The sequence below is a fragment of the Hydrobacter penzbergensis genome, assembly GCF_900106985.1.
Classification (GTDB): Bacteria; Bacteroidota; Bacteroidia; order Chitinophagales; family Chitinophagaceae; genus Sediminibacterium; species Sediminibacterium magnilacihabitans.
Window position 1 is genome coordinate 1 of the sequence record NZ_FNNO01000007.1, and the last position, 18,836, is coordinate 18,836.

23 protein-coding genes are annotated in these 18,836 nt (G+C 46.5%); 13 read left to right on the forward strand and 10 right to left on the reverse strand.

All coding sequences use genetic code 11. The features are described 5' to 3' along the window. Window positions 1-65 precede the first annotated feature (65 nt). The 5 genes from BLU98_RS08770 to BLU98_RS08790 all read right to left on the reverse strand — a co-directional run bounded on the left by BLU98_RS08770 (window position 66) and on the right by BLU98_RS08790 (window position 3,441). Window positions 66-305 (reverse strand): HYC_CC_PP family protein, encoded by a 240-nt coding sequence (locus BLU98_RS08770; protein ID WP_092723668.1) that lies wholly within the window; start codon window positions 303-305, stop codon window positions 66-68. 130 nt (window positions 306-435) lie between these two features. Continuing rightward, a complete protein-coding gene (locus BLU98_RS08775; RefSeq protein ID WP_092723817.1) occupies window positions 436-1,263 on the reverse strand; it encodes a DUF4097 family beta strand repeat-containing protein in 828 nt (275 codons plus the stop codon). A gap of 10 nt (window positions 1,264-1,273) precedes the next feature. Further along, window positions 1,274-2,143 carry a DUF4097 family beta strand repeat-containing protein gene (locus BLU98_RS08780; RefSeq protein WP_092723669.1) on the reverse strand — a complete coding sequence of 290 codons (870 nt, stop codon included), beginning with the start codon at window positions 2,141-2,143 and terminating at the stop codon, window positions 1,274-1,276. 18 nt (window positions 2,144-2,161) lie between these two features. After that, complete coding sequence (locus tag BLU98_RS08785) at window positions 2,162-2,869, reverse strand: HEAT repeat domain-containing protein (RefSeq protein ID WP_092723670.1); 708 nt, start codon at window positions 2,867-2,869, stop codon at window positions 2,162-2,164. Beyond that, on the reverse strand, window positions 2,866-3,441 hold the full coding sequence (locus tag BLU98_RS08790) for an RNA polymerase sigma factor (protein WP_257574842.1): 576 nt from the start codon (window positions 3,439-3,441) through the stop codon (window positions 2,866-2,868). Before BLU98_RS08790 ends, BLU98_RS08785 begins: the two co-directional genes overlap by 4 nt. A gap of 134 nt (window positions 3,442-3,575) precedes the next feature. Here BLU98_RS08790 and BLU98_RS08795 point away from each other — a divergent pair, with 134 nt between their 5' ends. The 8 genes from BLU98_RS08795 to BLU98_RS17790 all read left to right on the forward strand — a co-directional run bounded on the left by BLU98_RS08795 (window position 3,576) and on the right by BLU98_RS17790 (window position 8,728). Continuing rightward, entirely contained in the window at window positions 3,576-3,821 is a 246-nt protein-coding gene (locus BLU98_RS08795; RefSeq protein WP_092723672.1) for a hypothetical protein, read from the forward strand. After that, the gene (locus tag BLU98_RS17780; RefSeq protein WP_257574843.1) at window positions 3,815-4,060 is read left to right on the forward strand and encodes a PIN domain-containing protein; all 246 of its coding nucleotides are present in this window, start codon (window positions 3,815-3,817) and stop codon (window positions 4,058-4,060) included. The genes BLU98_RS08795 and BLU98_RS17780 overlap by 7 nt, the downstream gene beginning before the upstream one ends. Before the next feature lie 29 nt (window positions 4,061-4,089). Then, complete coding sequence (locus BLU98_RS17785; protein ID WP_257574844.1) at window positions 4,090-4,215, forward strand: PIN domain-containing protein; 126 nt, start codon at window positions 4,090-4,092, stop codon at window positions 4,213-4,215. A gap of 140 nt (window positions 4,216-4,355) precedes the next feature. Next, entirely contained in the window at window positions 4,356-5,717 is a 1,362-nt protein-coding gene (gene tig, locus BLU98_RS08805; RefSeq protein WP_092723673.1) for a trigger factor, read from the forward strand. Between the two features lie 151 nt (window positions 5,718-5,868). After that, a complete protein-coding gene (locus tag BLU98_RS08810; RefSeq protein ID WP_026769067.1) occupies window positions 5,869-6,561 on the forward strand; it encodes a ClpP family protease in 693 nt (230 codons plus the stop codon). Between the two features lie 30 nt (window positions 6,562-6,591). Further along, window positions 6,592-7,215, forward strand: a complete 624-nt coding sequence (locus BLU98_RS08815) for a ClpP family protease (protein ID WP_257574845.1) — start codon at window positions 6,592-6,594, stop codon at window positions 7,213-7,215. 84 nt (window positions 7,216-7,299) lie between these two features. Continuing rightward, window positions 7,300-8,541: an ATP-dependent Clp protease ATP-binding subunit ClpX gene (gene clpX, locus BLU98_RS08820; RefSeq protein WP_092723674.1), complete on the forward strand. Its 1,242-nt coding sequence runs from the start codon at window positions 7,300-7,302 to the stop codon at window positions 8,539-8,541. 25 nt (window positions 8,542-8,566) lie between these two features. Then, window positions 8,567-8,728 (forward strand): hypothetical protein, encoded by a 162-nt coding sequence (locus BLU98_RS17790; protein ID WP_198018829.1) that lies wholly within the window; start codon window positions 8,567-8,569, stop codon window positions 8,726-8,728. Window positions 8,729-8,804: 76 nt separating this feature from the next. On the opposite strand, the gene BLU98_RS08825 is transcribed toward BLU98_RS17790, so the two are convergent. The 5 genes from BLU98_RS08825 to porX form a co-directional block, all read right to left on the reverse strand. Then, window positions 8,805-9,947, reverse strand: a complete 1,143-nt coding sequence (locus tag BLU98_RS08825; protein WP_092723675.1) for an acyl-CoA dehydrogenase family protein — start codon at window positions 9,945-9,947, stop codon at window positions 8,805-8,807. A gap of 144 nt (window positions 9,948-10,091) precedes the next feature. Then, entirely contained in the window at window positions 10,092-10,748 is a 657-nt protein-coding gene (locus BLU98_RS08830; protein WP_092723676.1) for a ComEA family DNA-binding protein, read from the reverse strand. A 54-nt stretch (window positions 10,749-10,802) separates the two neighbouring features. Continuing rightward, window positions 10,803-11,582: an MBL fold metallo-hydrolase gene (locus tag BLU98_RS08835; protein ID WP_257574847.1), complete on the reverse strand. Its 780-nt coding sequence runs from the start codon at window positions 11,580-11,582 to the stop codon at window positions 10,803-10,805. After that, window positions 11,579-11,848, reverse strand: a complete 270-nt coding sequence (locus BLU98_RS08840; protein ID WP_026773931.1) for a hypothetical protein — start codon at window positions 11,846-11,848, stop codon at window positions 11,579-11,581. The genes BLU98_RS08835 and BLU98_RS08840 overlap by 4 nt, the downstream gene beginning before the upstream one ends. 65 nt (window positions 11,849-11,913) lie before the next feature. Further along, window positions 11,914-13,473, reverse strand: a complete 1,560-nt coding sequence (gene porX / locus BLU98_RS08845) for a T9SS response regulator signal transducer PorX (RefSeq protein ID WP_092723677.1) — start codon at window positions 13,471-13,473, stop codon at window positions 11,914-11,916. Between the two features lie 120 nt (window positions 13,474-13,593). Between porX and BLU98_RS08850 the strand changes: the two genes are divergently transcribed. From BLU98_RS08850 to BLU98_RS08870, 5 genes are read left to right on the forward strand one after another with little or no spacing between them, the layout of a single operon-like run. Beyond that, complete coding sequence (locus BLU98_RS08850; protein WP_092723678.1) at window positions 13,594-14,808, forward strand: HD domain-containing protein; 1,215 nt, start codon at window positions 13,594-13,596, stop codon at window positions 14,806-14,808. Window positions 14,809-14,847: 39 nt separating this feature from the next. Beyond that, a complete protein-coding gene (gene lpxD, locus BLU98_RS08855) occupies window positions 14,848-15,903 on the forward strand; it encodes a UDP-3-O-(3-hydroxymyristoyl)glucosamine N-acyltransferase (protein WP_026773934.1) in 1,056 nt (351 codons plus the stop codon). A gap of 39 nt (window positions 15,904-15,942) precedes the next feature. Further along, a complete protein-coding gene (locus BLU98_RS08860; protein WP_026769058.1) occupies window positions 15,943-17,349 on the forward strand; it encodes a bifunctional UDP-3-O-[3-hydroxymyristoyl] N-acetylglucosamine deacetylase/3-hydroxyacyl-ACP dehydratase in 1,407 nt (468 codons plus the stop codon). A gap of 52 nt (window positions 17,350-17,401) precedes the next feature. Beyond that, on the forward strand, window positions 17,402-18,199 hold the full coding sequence (lpxA, locus tag BLU98_RS08865; protein WP_026773935.1) for an acyl-ACP--UDP-N-acetylglucosamine O-acyltransferase: 798 nt from the start codon (window positions 17,402-17,404) through the stop codon (window positions 18,197-18,199). A gap of 24 nt (window positions 18,200-18,223) precedes the next feature. Next, on the forward strand, window positions 18,224-18,835 hold the full coding sequence (locus BLU98_RS08870; protein WP_092723679.1) for an ABC transporter ATP-binding protein: 612 nt from the start codon (window positions 18,224-18,226) through the stop codon (window positions 18,833-18,835). Window position 18,836 lies beyond the last annotated feature (1 nt).

The following is an 18,836-nucleotide window of genomic DNA, read 5'->3' on the forward strand; positions in this document are numbered from 1 at the left end:
CGCTGAACTTGCGCCTGGTTTTCTTTGTCATATTCGGTAATTTAGGATGAAAAATTCATTCTTAACTACCTGCCCTTTTTTAAGGGTACATTATACTGTGTTAGTTTCTTTTGCTCGTCGCGGCAGCAGTTGTTTTTCTTACCGGCCTTCTTCTTCATGCCGCAGGAAGAACATTTGTCCGACTGCGAATGATGCCAGATACCCGCTTCCACCAGCTTGCCCATGCAATAGTGTAACTGCACGGTGGCTCCGGAAGCAGAAACCAGGTAAAAAATGGATATTATGGCTACAACGAGCTTTTTCACAAGACAAAGCTATCACTATTTTTTACAATTGGTATGTCAATCCTTTTATAAAATTTCCGTCCGGGTTTATATAATAAGTCGGGCCCGGTAAATACCGGGCCCGATCTGATAGATACAACATGAGAGGCTGTTATTTGGCTTTCCTGATGTAGATATTGCCGTTCATATTCTTCATCATCACTTCCGGTCCGCCGCCATTGATCTTTCCATATACCCATTTGTCCATACTGATCTTGTATAAGCCCGACTGGCTGCTCTTGTCTCGCTTGGGTTGGCTTTTATCGATGTCCATATCGAAATCGCTGTACACTTCACCCTGGTCTGATTTCACTTTGAAGTTGGCTCTCGTACTGGCAGGGAAAGTAACATCTACATTTCCATTGAGTGTTGTGAAAGCCATCGGCGCCTTGCCTTCTACTGAATTGAAAGTAACCGTGACAGTGCCATTCACCGTATTGGCCACCACATTGCCCGAAACGTTGGTCATTTTGATGCTCCCGTTCACGTTACTGATCTCCATTTCTCCTTTCAGGTTACTCACTTCTATATTGCCATTGTTTACGGTAGACAATTTCAGTGTTACATCCTGCGGGATCTTCAGTTCATAATTCAGCGTACGCATAGGGTTATCGGATTCAATACGCACAGTGTTGTTATCTTCTTTTGCTTTCACTTCAAAACCATTGCCAAGGGGTATCTTTTTCATTCCCGCCCCTTTCTCACTTCCTTCCTTTTCTTTCCTGCTCTTCGATTCAGGCGTCACATCAATAATCACTTCTTTGCCTGTGTAGCCTGTGATTTTGATAGATCCGCTCACCTGGTTCAGTTTTAATGTATAGGGTTTGCCGGGATTGCTCAATGGTATCGTCAGTTGTTCTTTTGCATCGGACTGTGCAAAGAGATGTGTGCCGGTAGCCAACAGCATCATTCCCAATACCGCTACTTTCATCTTTTTCATACCTGTTTGTTTAAGATTGCTTTTTAATATAAACATTACCGTTTAATGTTTCAAATTTGAATAGTGTTCCTCCCGAACCAATGCGGATGGAAGAGCGTTTGTTTAGTTTATACACCGTTCCGTTTCCGCGATGTTCTTCATTACGGCTTACACTGGCCGGCAATACTGTATTATCGAAATCGGTGTAGAAATCACCATGCATGCTTTTGAATTGCAGATCACCGGAGAAACCAGGTTGGTAATTTACCTTGATATTACCGTTGATCGTATTATAGGTAGAAGCTGCCGTAGGATTTGAAGCATACTCCACTTCCACATCGCCATTTACTGTTCCCGCCACCGTGGTTCCTTTCACATGTATGAGCTGAACGCCACCATTGACATTGTGCACTTTCAGTTTATTTCCCGCAATATCTTTCACTGTAACTTCTCCCTGGTTAACAGTAGACACATCGAGGTTCATCTGCATGGGTACTTTTATGGTGAAGTTGACATTGTAATGGTAGTCGATACGATGGTATCCGTTATTATTCCGCCAGCGGTCGGGCCTTGAGTCGAACGGACTGGTAATGTATACCACAACACTATCACCCACTTGCTCGAACCCCAGTTTGAATTCTTTTTTTCCTTCTTCCAGTGTTTCTTTATCATCTGCGCTGATCACCTGGTCTGCTTCTATCTGTACCTGGTTGCCTGCATAGCCTTCTACTTTCACAGAGCCGTTGACATTGTAAACCGCCAGCACCGCCGAAGTATTGCCTTGCTGAACCGGGAAGCTCTTGCTGATATGCGTTTTTTCTTTGAGGTCCTGTGCTGCAGCCGGCTGCACCAGGCATAAGAGTAGCGCTCCTTGTACAAAGGATGTCCATTTTGTTTTCATATATAGGGTTTGAATCGTTTAACTGAGCTTGAGCAGGCTCTGTTGTATTTTGTTTTTAATGGCTTCGTTGGTATCTTCTTTGTGCAATAGCTTCTGCAATGGCTTCACAGAACGCTTTTCCTGTAATTTCACCATCACATCGGCCAGCGCCGATTGCACCAATGGCGATTCCTGCTGAACGATAGACTGTACCAATCCTTCCCGTACAAAAGGATCCACTGCCAGGTTCGCCAATGCTTCCAGCGTGATAAGCCGCACATTTACATTGGGATCGTTGTTGAGTGTGGTGAGCAAAGCTTCAGCTACTTTATGATCTACTTTTTTGGCTTCATTCACATACTCTACTGCACGCATGCGCTCTGAAGCCGATGGATTCTCGAGCAAAGAGAGTGTCACCATGTTGCGCATCTCCTGCATCTGTTTCGACAATTGGCTGATCTGTTCATTGCTGCCACTGAAACTGCGATGCGTGATGTATCCTATACCGAATGCCAGTAACACCAGGGCTATGCCATAACCCAATTGCAAGCGCGGTTGTATATGCCAAAGATCTTTGAGGTGTTGCAAGAATGCATGTAATCGCCGGGGCTTCTCACGCAGCGAAGCTTTGTAATTATCGAGCATGGCATCGAAATCTGCGCGCATGCCCGCTGGCGCTTCCGGTGCAGGCACTTCACCCATCAGGTTCCACAATTGCTCGTTTTCTTTATCGTAATTAGATTTCATGCACAATTTTTTTCGGTTGATACTTTCAAATAATGTTCCCTCAACTGGTTCAATGCCCTGAACACCCTTACTTTCACCGCCCCTTCCGTAATATGCAGCAAATGGGCGATCTCGCTGTATTTCAGTTCCTGGTAACGACAGAGGATCAGTAATTCCCGGTCCTGCCCGTTCAACTGGTCCATCGCCATCGCCAATGCCTGGAGTTCCTGTTTCTTTTCTATCCGTTCATCGGCCAGGGCGCCGCCCTCCAAATCTTGCTGCACATCATCGGCCAGTTCTGTATGCAAGCCTTTTCGTTTCACCTGCCTGTAATGATCGCGTAGTACATTCCGGGCGATATGATACATCCAGGTAACAAAGGGCCCCGATCCGGTAAATGTGTGGCGCGACTTCAGCATCTTGAAAAAAACGGTCTGCACCAGGTCCTTGCTCTGTTCACCCTGCCGCAGCATCTGTACGAAAAAACCGTAGAGCGCACGGTGGTGCCTTTCAAAGAGCAGGCCCATTTTGTCCAGATCGCCCTCTTTCACCTTGAACATCAGTGCGTTATCTGTCAATGTAATCGTACTCAAGCTGTTGGTAGTTGTGTTGATTGCTAGTATAAACCCAAGTTAACGGAAAAGGTTACAGGATTTCTAAGGTTTAGTATAGAGGGCTGCTGTTACTACCTTATTTGTTGTCTTTAAAGTACTTCGAAATATTAAAAATGAAAGCCGCAGATATAAATATTCATTTGATTGACAGCTATTTCGGTTTACTGAAAAACCTGAATAGTGATGCCAAACTAGAGTTGATCACCCGACTGTCCGATTCCATGAAAACGTCCAAAAAAGTAAAGGGCAAGTCACTAAAATCACTTTATGGAGCATTCTTATCCGAACAGTCCGCCGACGAATTGATTGATGATATCAAAAAAGCAAGGACGTTTACACGCAAAAGAGCAGAATGGTGAAGAAATGCCTCTTAGACACCAATATCTGCATTTACTTTCTGAAAGGGCAATTTGATTTAGACGAAAAGATTGAAACGGTAGGCATTGAGAATTGTTTTGTTTCAGAAATAACCATTGCTGAACTGAAATACAGCGTCGAAAAAAGCCTTCAAAAAGAAAAGAACCGTTTTACACTTGGGAAGTTTCAGGAAAAATTTACCATTCTTCCCATCTTTACAGCGCTTGATATTTTGCAGTAGAAAAAGCCCGACTGAAAGAAAAAGGAAAAATGCTTGATGATTTCGATTTACTCATTGGAGCAACAGCGATTGCCAATGATCTGGTTTTGGCAACAAGAAATACAAGTGATTTTGATCGCTTGAAAGGTATTGTATTGGAAGACTGGACTTCCTAAAGCGTAATACAGCCTTCAAGATAATTAGGGTATTACATAATATTATTTTTTAAATTGACCTGCTCTTTCCACTGCATTCACACAATTTCTTATAATCCCTTACCTTTGCAGCCCAAATTTCAAGCATTAAAAACATCAACATGGCAAGTGTTACGCGCGAGAACATTGGTTTGCTGAACGATAAGCTGACCGTGAACCTGAGCAAAGAAGATTATTATAGCGGCTTTGAACAAAGCCTGAAGAAATATGCCAAAACCGCCAATATCCCTGGATTCCGTAAAGGAATGGTACCGGCCGGACTGGTAAAGAAAATGTATGGTCAGAGTGTATTTACCGATGAAGTATTGCGCAGCGTGGAGAAAGAACTGAACGCTTATCTCGGCAAAGAGCAACTGGAGATCTTCGCCCAGCCCCTGCCGCTCGACAATGATGCACGTGCACTGGACATGAACAACCCATCTGACTACGCATTTGCTTTTGAGATTGGCCTGAAACCCGCGTTTGACCTGGATGTGAAAAAAATAAAAGTCACCCGTTACAATGTTACGGTAACCGATGAAATGGTACAGGAAGAGATCGAGCGCCAGCAGGTGCGCAACGGTAAAATGACCGAGCCCGAAGAAGTAACTGGTGATGACAATGTATTGAATGTAAAATTTGTTGAAAGCGATAAAGACGGTAATCCTGTAGAAGGTGGCATCAACAAAGACAATTCTTTGCTGGTGAAATACTTTAAGGAAAGCTTCCGCAAAAAGCTGACTGGTAAAAAGAAAGACGATTTTGTAGTGTTGCAGCCTTCCAAAGCTTTTGAAGACAAAGAAAAAGAAGCCATCCTGGCCGACCTGGGATTGACCAATGAAGATGGTGATAAATATTTCAAACTGGAAATCACCAAAGTTGGGCTGGTAGAGAAATCCGAACTCAATGAAGCATTCTTCCTGGCTGCTTTCCCTAACAAAGAGATTAAAACAGAAGAAGAGTTTCGTGCAGAAGTGAAAAAAGAGATCGAAGCTTATTATGCACAGCAATCACGCAACCAGGTACACGACCAGATCTACCACCACCTGGTAGACCATACTACCATGGAGTTCCCCGAGAGCTTCCTGAAACGCTGGTTGCAGACCGGTGGCGAACAGCCCAAGACTGCCGAAGAGGCAGAGCAGGACTATCCTACTTTCGCCAACCAGTTGAAGTGGACCCTGGTAAGCAGCAAAGTGATCCAGGACAATAAAATTGAAGTGTTGCCCGATGATATCCGCGACTTTGCCAAGCAGCAATTGTTCAGCTATATGGGCGGTCAGTTGACAGCTTTGGGCGATAGCCAGCAATGGGTGGAAGACTATGCCAACCGCATGATGCAGGACAGGAAGTTTGTGGAAGACAGTTACCACCGCATCAGCACCGACAAAATGTTCAGCCTGCTGGAAAGCCAGGTAAGCGCCAAAGAAGAAGCCATTAGTGCCGAAGATTTTGCCGAGAAACTGCACCACCATCACCACTAATCTGGTAATGGGTTGATAACGATAAACGGGAAACCGGGCCTGAAGGCCCGGTTTTTTCATATGGCGGAACTGACTGATTGTCGCAATTCATCCTTTGCACAATATTTGACGGTCATAAATCACTTATCTTCAAAGCGAAAATTAGCTAAATATGAACCTTGGAAAAGAATTTGAGCAATACGCGGTAAAACACAGGGGCATCAGCAGCGGTACCCTGCACAATTACCAACAACACCACGTGACCAACCTCACACCTTATATTATTGAAGAAAGGCCTTTGAATGTGGCCAGCATGGATGTATTCAGCCGGTTGATGATGGACCGCATCATTTTTCTCGGTGAAGGCATCAACGATTATGTAGCCAATATCGTTACCGCACAATTGCTGTTCCTGGAAAGTACCGACAGAAGCAGGGATATACAGATGTACATCAACAGTCCCGGTGGCAGCGTTTACGCAGGACTCGGCATTTACGATACCATGCAATTCATTGGTCCGGATGTAGCAACCATCTGTACAGGCATGGCGGCCAGCATGGGACAGGTATTGCTCTGCGCAGGCGTTAAAGGCAAACGCACCGCGCTCAAACACAGTCGTATTATGATGCACCAGCCCAGCGGCGCTATCGGCGGACAGGCTTCTGATATCGAGATCACTGCGCGGGAGATCAAAAAAGTAAAGCAGGAACTCTATGCCATCACTGCACACCACACCGGCAAAACACCGGAGATCATTGCCAAAGACAGCGACCGTGATTTCTGGATGACTGCAGAAGATGCAAAAGCATATGGACTGGTAGACGAAGTATTGCTCACCAATCCAAGAAAAGAAAGGAAAGACTAATCATTAGCAAAACATCAATACAATATCATTATGACGCATACAAAATACATTGTGAACCCTTTCAGAATGGATGAGGAAGAAGAGAACGAACCGAAGAATGGTAAAGAAGAGCATGGTTTCATGGCGAAGAAAATGGAGAAACTGTTCTTTGAAAAAAGAGCGGTTTATCTCTGGGGCGTGGTAGACGACAGATCGGCCAAAGACATCGTAGGTAAACTGTTGTTGCTGGATGCCGACAAACCCGGCGAAGAGATCAAGTTTTATATAAACAGTCCGGGTGGCAGTGTTACCAGCGGCATGGTTATGTACGATACCATCAGATTGATACAAAGCCCTGTTTCCACCATTTGTATGGGACTGGCCGCCAGCATGGGCTCTATCCTGCTGAGTGCAGGGGTCAAAGGCAAGCGATCCATTTATCCGCATGGCGAAGTGATGATCCACCAGCCCAGCCTGGGTGGTTATTACCAGGCTACCAGTGCCGATATTGAGATCCAGGCCGAACAAATGCGTAAAACCAAGGAAATTGGCGCCAAAATACTGGCCGAGAACTGCGGCAAAAAGGTAGACCAGATCATGCGTGATTTTGACCGTGACTACTGGATGAATGCCAAGGAAGCCGTGGCTTACGGTATAGTAGATACTGTTTTATAGCGCCTTTTAGTACCTTTGCAACAGATTGCTGCTGAAACCTGTCTATGTAAGGAAGTCAGTGCGAAAGAAGAAAACCAGCAAAAAATGGCTAAACAGACTCATTTACATTGTTCATTTTGTGGGCGTAGCCGCGATGAGGTAAAGATCCTTATTGCCGGCCAGGAAGGTCATATCTGTGAAAATTGCGTGGAGCATGCACAGGAGATCATTGCGCAGGAGTTGAACCTGAAGCAGGAGAGCAATGCAACCAATTCGGGCTTTAAGCTGAATGTGCGCCGCCCGGCAGAAATTAAAAAATTCCTCGACGAATATGTGATCGGTCAGCACGATGCCAAAAGGGTATTGTCTGTTGCCGTTTACAACCACTTCAAAAGGGTTACCAATAAAAACCAGACCGATGAAGTGGAGATCGAAAAGAGCAACATCATCATGGTGGGCGAAACAGGTACCGGTAAAACCTTACTGGCCAAAACCATTGCCCGCTTGTTGAATGTTCCCTTTGCCATCGTGGATGCTACGGTATTTACCGAAGCCGGTTATGTAGGTGAAGACGTAGAAAGCATGCTCACCCGTCTGTTGCAGAACTGCAATTACGATGTAGCTGCTGCAGAAAGAGGTATTGTATATGTGGATGAGATAGACAAGATCGCCCGCAAAGGAGATAATCCTTCCATCACCCGCGATGTAAGCGGAGAAGGTGTACAACAGGGATTGTTGAAGATGCTCGAAGGCACTGAAGTGCTGGTTCCTCCGCAAGGCGGGCGTAAACATCCCGAGCAAAAGATGATCAAGGTAGATACCAGAAACATACTCTTTATTTGTGGAGGTGCATTCGATGGTATTGATAAAGTGATTGCCCGCCGTGTGAACACCAATGCCATTGGTTTCAGCGTGAACAAAGAAGAGCAGGAAATGCAGCGCAAAAACCTGTTACAGTTCGTAAACGCTACCGACCTTAAGAGCTTTGGCCTGATACCTGAATTGCTGGGTCGTTTGCCGGTAGTTACCCACCTCGATCCGCTCGACGAAGAAACGCTGAGAAGCATTCTCACCGAGCCAAAGAACTCATTGATCAAACAATACACCCGTTTGTTTGAACTGGAAAATATTGCGTTGAAGATAGACGATGGAGTACTGGACTTTATGGTGAAGAAAGCACTCGAATATAAACTGGGCGCCCGCGGTTTACGCAGCATCTGTGAGAGCATCCTCACTGATGCCATGTTTGAACTGCCTGGAACCGATACCAAAAAACTGCATATCACGCTTGATTATGCAAAGCGTATGTTTGGTAAGAGTAAAATGGGCATACTCAAAGTAGCTTAAATAATGACTCACAACTAGCAACTCTATGAACGAATTAATTCAACGCCTCACTGCAGAAGCCGGACTAAGCCCTGAGCAAGCTCAGAAAGCTATTGAAACCATCGCCGGGTTTGTAAAAGAAAAATTTCCCATGCTGGGTGGGGCGGTAGACCAAATCTTTGCCGCTGGCAGTAAAGACAATCAATAAAAATCTTTGCCTTTGTTTGCCCCGGGCTTAAGCCCGGGGCAAACAAAGGCAAAAAAGAAAATTATCTTACCTGGACTTACAAACCCAGGGCTTCTCTAGCAATTACTATTTTTTGTATTTCTGAAGTTCCTTCGCCAATAGTGCAGAGCTTGGCATCGCGGTAATATTTCTCTACAGGAAAATCTTTGGTATAACCATAACCGCCAAATACCTGCACCGCATCGGTAGCCACTTTAACCGCTGTTTCACTCGCATAATACTTGGCCATGGCGCTTTGCTTCGTCACTTTTTCATGCCGCTCCTTGAGATCGCAGCATTGCGCTACCAGCAACTCTGCCGCCATGATCTCCGTAGCCATATCGGCGAGTTTGAAACTGATACCCTGGAAGTTCGCGATCGGCTGATCGAACTGGTGACGTTCCTGCGCATATTGCCTGGCCGCTTCATACGCGCCTTTGGCAATCCCTACAGATAAAGCTGCAATGGAAATACGTCCGCCATCCAGTATGGTCAATGCCTGCCTGAACCCATCACCTACATCACCCAGTCGATGTGAATCGGGAATACGGCAGTTCTCAAAAATCATTTCGGCCGTTTCACTGGCACGCATGCCCAACTTATTTTCTTTTTTTCCGCCTGTAAAACCCGGCGTACCTCTCTCTACCACAAAAGCTGTTGCGTTGGAACGGGCACGTGGTTGGCCCGTGCGGCAAACGACCACTGCCAGGTGACTGCTTCTGCCATGTGTGATCCAGTTCTTGGTACCGTTCAATATCCAATGATCGCCATCTTTTACGGCCGTAGTTTTCATGTTACCGGCATCACTGCCTGTATTGGGCTCGGTGAGCCCCCAGGCCCCTATCCATTCTGCAGTTGCCAGCTTAGGCAACCATTGCTTTTTTTGTTCTTCCGAGCCAAAGCTGAGGATATGATTGGTGCAAAGTGAATTATGCGCCGCCACACTCAATCCAATAGAGCCGCATACTTTGGCAATCTCCTGTATCACGGCATTGTATTCAAAATATCCCAGCCCGGCACCGCCATATTGTTCTGGTACCAGCACCCCCATCATACCCAGTTTGCCCAATGATTGCAGTACTTCCAATGGGAAATGCTGTTGTTCATCCCATTCCATCACATAAGGCCTGATCTCCCGTGCAGCGAAGTCCCGCGCTGCACGGGCCACTTCTAGTGTAACCTCACTCGGCTGAAAGTTCATATCCTGTTTTTTTAAATAGACGGAGGCTGCCTTTACCGAGCAATCGAATTCGGGCAGCCTCCTTTATAAACAAAACTACCGTTTGTTAGTATTTAAAACAAAAATAGCCCTTTTCGATTCGCCACCAAATAATCTTTCACCACGTCAATGCAGGGTATCCATGTGCAGGTATGGCTTCAGTTGCCGGAATACAGAATCGGACAATCCATAAGTTTTCCCTACCTGTTCTACTGCGTTAAATCTACCCAATTTCTCCCTGAAACGCACTAACCGGTTGGCCAGTACTTCCCCGATACCTGGCAATGTTTTCCATTCTTCCACAGTAGCTTTATTCACGTCGATGTTGTGCAACAGTTTTCCCGGCTTGGAGACAACAACGATTTCTTTTTCCTGCTTTGAAGACAAAGCTGAAAGCCGCACATAAGGAAGTAATATTTCTGCTTCTGCCGGTGTCAGTCCCCATATTTTACGGATATCATTTGCCTGCCGAAACCGGCCGCCTTTCTCCCGGTAATTCAAAATCGTTTTCACTGTCCGATTCCGCAATCCCAGTGCCTTCCATTCTTCTGCAGTGATCGTATTCGGATTGAAATAAAAAAGCTTTCCTGGCGCCGGCTTACCTACTATTACATTCGCCAATACCGAGTCTTTTGCAGGAACCGGAATCGACGCAGGCGGCGATACATCCTTCCTGAAAAAATACGGCAATACAAGGAAAATGCCCGTAAGCGTTAATAACACCACTACTGCTATACGTTCTTTTTTACTGAAACTGAAATAATCGCTGCGTAATTTTTTCATGCATACAAAGCAAATGCATGCAGCCGCTATGCCGATCAGGTGTTTATACCCAATTTAGATATGCAGCTCCAGCCCGTCATAAGCCAGGCGTATGTTCGGGGGCAATTCTTTGTTAACGGCTTCGTGTGTACCCAACTGGTGACTGATATGCGTGAAGTAAGCCTGCGGCACGCCTAGTTCCTGTGAGAGGTCCACCGCTTCATCGAGCGTGAAATGCGAGATATGCGCTTCTTTGCGCAGTGCGTTCAACACCAATACCGATGAGCCCTTGATCTTTTCTTTGGATGCAGGCGCTATCTTATTCGCATCGGTGATATAAGTGAACTGTCCAAAGCGAAAACCATACACCGGCATTTTATGGTGCATCACTTCAATAGGAATGACTTCAATATCCCCAATGGTGAAAGGCACATCCTCGATGGTGATCATGTTCAGTTCCGGCACGCCCGGGTAGCGGGTATCGGCAAAAGCATAATAGAAATCGCGGTAGATGGCTTCGGCGGTTTGCGGACTGGCATATATATCCATCGCTTTGCGGGTAAAGAAATTGAAAGCCCGTACATCGTCCAGTCCCGCTAAATGATCCCTGTGCGAATGCGTGAACAATATTGCATCGAGGTGGTTGGTATGCGTGCGTAACATCTGGTAGCGAAAATCGGGCGTGGTATCTACCACAATAGCTGTAGTGGGTGATTGAACCAGTATGCTGCTCCGGAGGCGTTTATTGTGCGGGTCGGGTGAAGTGCAAACGGCGCAGGTACATCCGATCATGGGCACACCCGTACTCGTTCCTGTTCCCAAAAAAGTAATCGTCAGTGGTACATGACTACTCACGCGGTTTCCAGTTTCTTTACTGCTTCTTCGTAAAGCTTCTGCGACTCAAGGGTCAATTTATCGAAATCGATGGGAAGTTGCGGGATCAGTTCCAATAAAGTATTGATGCGCCCTTCCACGTTGAGAAACTTGTTCAGCACCACCACTTTTTTCGCTTCCAGCACACACCATCCGCTTTGAAAAGTGCCCCTTTCATAACGGAGTACATAACCACTCTCTCCCAACACGGCTTCCAGTTTCGTTAATGTCGTTTGCGTATACTTCATAATAAGCAAATATACCGAAACTGCCACCCACGGCGGGTGCCGGATGGCAGTAGTTATTCACATCTTCAGCCCTTGCTCACCATTTTAACAATGGGCACGATCATTTCCTCCAGGCTTACCCCGCCGTGCTGGAAAGTATTGCGGTAATAGTTCACATAATGGTTGTAATTATTGGGATAGCAGAGGTATCCATCCTCCCTTGCAAAAATGAAAGAAGAATTCACCGTAGGTACCGGTAAGCCGGCCTCCCGCGGATCCCGGAAAGCCAATACATCTTTGGCTTCAAAAGCGAGGTTCCGGCCGTGCTTGTATCGCAGGTTGGTAGTGGTTTGTTTATCGCCCACCACTTTATGCGCCGTCTTTACCCGCACGCTGCCATGGTCGGTGGCCAGCACCAGTTTCACATCCTTATCAGCTACTTTTTTCAGCGCCTGGTGCAACGGGCTGTGCTCAAACCAGCTGCGCGTGATACTCCGGTAACTCGCTTCATCGCTGGCCAACTCCTTCAACACTTCCATCTCCGTGCGTGCGTGGCTCAGCATGTCTACGAAATTATACACGATGATGTTGAGATCGTTTTCGAGCAGGTTGTGTATGTTGTTCACCAGTTGTTGTCCATCCTGGTGATGTAAAATTTTGTGGTAACTGAAGCGGATGTCTTCACGCTTCATCCGCTTCAACTGCGCACGGAAGAATTCTTCTTCAAACAGGTTCTTGCCTCCTTCATCATCATCATTACGCCATTGTTCTGAAAACAGTTTTTCTATTTCTACCGGCATCAGTCCCGCGAAAATGGCATTTCGGCAATACTGCGTGGCTGTAGGCAGAATAGAATAAAAAGTTTCTTCTTCTAAAATGCGGAAGCTCTCTGCAAAGATGGGTTGGATGGCTTTCCACTGATCGAAACGCAGGTTATCGATGAGGATGAAAAACACAGGCTTCCCTTTTTCCAGGTGCGGCAACACTTTGAAACGGAACAACTGGTTGCTCATGATGGGCGCCGAAGTGGCTTTCGGATCTACCCAGGAACTGTAATGTTTGCTCACGTATTTGAAGAACGCGGCATTGGCTTCCTGTTTCTGCGATTGCAGTATCTCGCGCATTTCGGGACTATCACTCTTTTCCATTTCCAGCTCCCAGTACACGAGTTTTTTATAAATGTCCATCCAGCCATTGTAATCCGGATCATCATTCAATGCCATGAATAATTCACGAAACTGTTGCTGGTACGCAGTGGTGGTTTTTTCGGCCACCAGTCTTTTGTTGTCGATGATTTTTTTCAGACTCAGCAATACCTGGTTGGGGTTCACCGGCTTGATCAGGTAATCGCTGATCTGGCTGCCGATGGCTTCATCCATCAGGTTCTCTGTTTCATTCTTGGTGATGAGCACTACGGGAATGCTCATATTCACTTCTTTGATACCTGATAAGGTTTCCAATCCGGAGATACCAGGCATGGTTTCATCCAGCAACACAACATCTACTAAATTGTCTTTTACATATTCGATGCCATCGAACCCATTGGTAAGGGTTTGCACTTCATAGCCTTTGTGTTCCAGGAACATTTTCTGGGACTGCAGACTCTCGATTTCATCGTCTATCCATAAAATTTTGGCGATAGGCATAGGGAATTGGGATTTTAATGCGAAAACTGTCTGTAAATCTATTTCAATTCTGCCCGATCGGGGTTCTCTTTGTACTTTTGCTTCTGGCATCTGCCAGGATTTAACAATTCAACAACAGGCATGGCGGCTATCCAGCGGAAGATCATCAACGACCCGGTATATGGTTTTATCACCATCAATCACCCATTGATCTTTTCCATCATTTCACATCCTTATTACCAGCGCCTGCGACGCATCAAACAAATGGCCATGGCCCAACTGGTGTACCCGGGGGCCGTGCATACCCGCCTTCATCACTCGCTGGGTGCTTATCACCTCATGAACAATGCAGTGATCGAGCTTAAAAGCAAGGGAGTGGATATCAGTCCGGAAGAAGAAGTGGCTGTAAAAGCAGCCATCCTGCTCCACGATGTGGGACATGGCCCCTATTCACATGCCCTGGAACAGGTGTTGGTGCCCGATGTGCACCATGAGCAGCTTTCCTTACAGATCATGCATACGCTGAATGAAACATTCAACGGTGAGCTGACCCTGGCCATAGAAATTTTTACCGATCAATACCGCAAGCCTTTTTTGCATCAGCTCATCAGCGGACAACTCGATGTAGACCGCATGGATTACCTCACGCGCGACAGTTTTTATTCCGGTGTGAGTGAGGGCGTGATTGGTTATGATCGCATTTTAAAAATGCTGGTGGTGCACAATGGTCAACTGATGATCGAAGAAAAAGGCATTTACAGCGTGGAGAAATTCCTGGTAGCCCGCCGGCAGATGTACTGGCAGGTGTACCTGCACAAAACCGTGCTGGCTGCCGAAAAAATGCTGGTGAAGATATTGGAAAGGGTGCGGGCCATTTACCGGCCGGGAGATGATGCCCTCTATACCCAATCGGCTGTTGACTTTTTCCTGGGTGAATTCAATGGGGTGATGAATGCAGCGGCGCTGGACAAATTCTGCTCGCTCGATGATCACGACATCATGCACGCCATCAAACGATGGAGCCTGCATCCCGATAAGGCATTGTCATTACTCTGCCACGGCATGCTCAACCGGCAACTGTATAAGACCAGGATACAGACCGCTCCTTTTGAACCTGCTTATATTGCCAGCCAGTTGGAACAGATAAGCAAACGCTTCCATATCAGCGCCGAAGAAAGCAGTTACCTCTGTTTTACCGGCGAAGCCACTAATACCCTTTACAAGACCATCGACGAAAAAATAAACATATTGTTCAAGGATGGATCGGTACGGGATATTTCGGAGGTGGATAATACGCTCATCCATCAAAATCTTTCCGCCCCGGTTAAAAAAAATTACATTTGCCTGTTCAGATAGCTCGAACCTTGCCGCTGAATCCATAAACCCTATCTCTATATGCAGTTTACCGCCGCACAAATAGCATTGATTATCAATGGCAAACTGGAGGGTAATGCCGATGCCCAGGTGGGTAGTTTCGGAAAAATAGAAGAGGCCCGCGCGGGCCAGCTTTCCTTCCTTGCCAACCCTAAATATGAAGAATACCTATACCAGACACGGGCATCCATTGTGATCGTGAATGAATCGCTGGAACTGAAGCAGGCGGTGAATGCTACCCTGATCCGCGTTCCCGATGCTTATTCTGCTTTTGCCACCCTGCTGGCCAAATACCAGGAGCTGATGACCCAGCAATTGATTGGTATCCAGCAGCCCAGTTATATTGCTCCTTCTGCCAAAATGGGCGACAACATATTCGTAGCGGCCTTCGTGCATATTGGTGAGAATGTACACATTGGCAACAATGTAAAACTGTTCCCGGGTGTAGTATTGGGCAATAATGTACAGGTAGGCGACAACTGCATTTTGCATGCAGGGGTGAAGATCTATCACGACTGTGTTATTGGTAATAACGTTACCATCCATGCCGGAACCATCATTGGAAGCGATGGATTCGGTTTTGCGCCACAGGAAGACGGCAGTTTTAAAAAAGTGCCACAGATAGGCAATGTAGTAGTGGAAGACTGCGTGGAAATCGGCGCCAATGCTACCATCGACAGGGCTACCATGGGTTCTACCATCATCCGCTCGGGCGCTAAACTGGATAACCTCATACAGATAGCACACAATGTGGAAGTAGGCAATAACACGGTTATTGCAGCGCAGTCAGGCGTGAGCGGCAGCACCAAGCTGGGTAAGAATGTGATGATGGGCGGCCAGTCAGGCATCGCAGGCCACCTGAACATTGCCGATGGAGCGCGCATCAACGGACAAAGCGGGGTAACCAAATCGATCAAAGAACCCAATACCGCTGTTACCGGCACCCCTGCCTATGAATACGCCAGTACCATCCGCAGCCAGGCCATCAGCCGCAACCTCCCTCAACTGGAAAAAAGGGTAAAAGAACTCGAAAAACTGGTACAACAGTTGCTCGCTGAACGTGTTAATGTGCCTTAAGGTGCATTAAACGCTTATGAAGTACTATTTTTGCGGACTATGGATAATCATTTCAACCCGGATAAGCAACATACCCTTAATAGTTCTATCAATATCAGTGGTACCGGATTACATACCGGAATTACCGTTGATATGACCCTCAAACCAGCCAATCCCGGCTTTGGTATCCAGTTTCAGCGTATTGATCTTCCTAACCAGCCTATCATCAAAGCCGATTGCGACCTGGTAACCGATACCAGTCGCGGTACTACTTTGCAAGTGGGCGATGCCAAAGTGAGCACGGTGGAGCATGTACTGGCGGCCCTGGTAGGTATGGGTATTGATAATACTTTGATTGAACTCAACGGCCCCGAGATCCCCATCATGGATGGCAGTTCCGGTCCGTTTATAGAATTGATTGCCGAAACAGGGGTGGTAGAACAGGAAGCCACCAAAGCATGGTACAGTCTCGATGAGAATATTTATCATTACGATGAAGCCAAGCGCGTTGAAATGGTAGCCCTTCCTTCGATCGACTACCAGATAACCACCCTCATCGATTTCAACAGCCCGGTATTAGGTACCCAACATGCCGGACTGAAAACCATCAAAGATTTCAAAACAGAAATAGCGCCCTGTCGCACTTTTTGTTTCCTGCATGAGCTGGAAATGTTGCTCGACAACGACCTCATCAAAGGTGGCGATATCAATAACGCCATCGTGGTGGTAGACAAGCCGGTGACTGATGAAGAAATGGGCCGGCTGGCCAAAGTGTTCAAGCGCGATAAGATAGAAGTGAAGAGTGAAGGTTATCTCAATAACCTGGAGCTGCGTTTCCCCAATGAACCTGCCCGTCACAAGCTGCTCGACGTAGTAGGTGATCTGGCACTGATCGGTTATCCCATCAAAGCGCGGATCATTGCGAACAGGCCCGGCCACAGTACCAACGTGGAGTTTGCGAAAAAGATCAAACAATACATCAAAAAGAATAAGCACGTTAAGAATGTGCCGGTGTACGATCATACCATGCCGCCTGTTTTCACGCTGGAAAAGATCGAGAAAACCTTACCACACCGCCACCCTTTCCTGCTAGTGGATAAGATCATTGAACTTACCGATACTTATATAGTGGGTGTGAAGAATGTTACGTTCAATGAATGGTTCTTCCCCGGACATTTTCCCGGCAACCCTGTTATGCCGGGTGTATTGCAGATAGAAGCGCTGGCACAAACCGGTGGCATCCTCTGCATCAATTCCATGCCGGAAGGACAATACGATACTTATTTCCTGAAAATAGACAATTGCAAATTCAAACAGATGGTAAGACCAGGTGATACCATGGTATTAAAAATGGAATTTGCAGGCCCCATTCGCAGAGGTATTTGTGAAATGAGGGGAACTGTTTATGTGGGAGGTAAGGTAGCCACTGAAGCCGACCTGGTGGCACAGGTAGTGAAACGCCCTTAATGGTTTTATCAAATTTTTAAATCTGCCCTGCCCAAAACAAGAAGCAACAATAATGACCCATCCTTATACTTACATCGACCCTAATGCCAAGATCGCTCCTAATGTGAAAATAGATCCTTTCACTGTGATACATGGTGATGTGCAGATCGGAGAAGGCACCTGGATTGGAAGCAATGTTACCATCATGGATGGGTCGAGGATTGGAAAGAACTCCCGTATTTTTCCCGGCGCTGTGATCGGCGGTATTCCGCAGGACCTGAAATTCAGTGGTGAAAAAACAACGGCCGAGGTAGGCGACAATACTACCATACGTGAATTCGTGACCATCAACCGCGGCACTACCGACCGCTGGAAAACCAGGGTAGGCAACAATTGCCTTATCATGGCTTACAGTCATATTGCGCACGACTGCAACATCGGCGATAACTGTATACTCAGCAACAGCGTTCAGCTCGCAGGCCATGTGGTAATGGGCGACTGGGCGTGGATTGCCGGTGTGAGTGCGGTTCACCAGTTCGTGAACATTGGTCAGCACGCTTATATTGCCGGTGGTAGTCTTGTTAGTAAAGACGTACCTCCTTATATCAAAGCTGTACGCACCCCGCTCAGTTATGGTGGTGTAAACAGCGTAGGCCTCAAGCGCCGCGGCTTTGAACTGGAACGCATCAACCATATACTGGATATCTACCGCATTATTTTCAACAAAGGTTTCAATACCACACAGGCGCTCGAATTCATTGAAGAAGAAGTGACAGCCAGCGATGAGCGCGACGAGATCGTAACATTTATCCGGGAAAGCGGAAGAGGTATCATCAAACGTTATGTGAAAGGTGGTAGCGACGAAGACTAACGTTAGAAAATAGCAAATACAGATATGATCATTGAATTATCCAATGTTGGAAAAAGGTTTAACCGGGATTGGATATTTCGTGGCGTCAACTACCGGTTCGAGACCGGTAATGCTTATGCGATTACCGGCGCTAATGGAAGTGGTAAAAGTACCTTGCTGCAATCCATTGCCGGAAGCATCACCCTCAGCACCGGCGATTGCGTTTATACACAGCAGAACAAAAACATAGCCGGTGAAACCATCTACCAGCAACTGGCCATGGCAGCACCCTACCTGGAATTGATAGAAGAAATGACGGCGTTGGAATTTCTTTCTTTTCATGCGTCTTTCAAACCCATGGCACTGGATGCAGCAACGATACTGGACAAAGTGGAATTACCACACGCGTCACACAAACAGATCCGCTATTACAGTAGTGGCATGAAACAACGTATCAAACTGGCGCAGGCTTTTTTTTCCGATGTTCCGCTGCTGTTGCTCGACGAGCCTTGTACCAATCTCGACAAGGCCGGCTATGCATTATATCACAGGTTGATTGACGAATATGCCGGTAACAAACTCGTTATTGTAAGTAGTAACGATCCACTGGAATATGATTTTTGTAATGAGCGGTTGCAGATGTCTGATTACAAGTAGA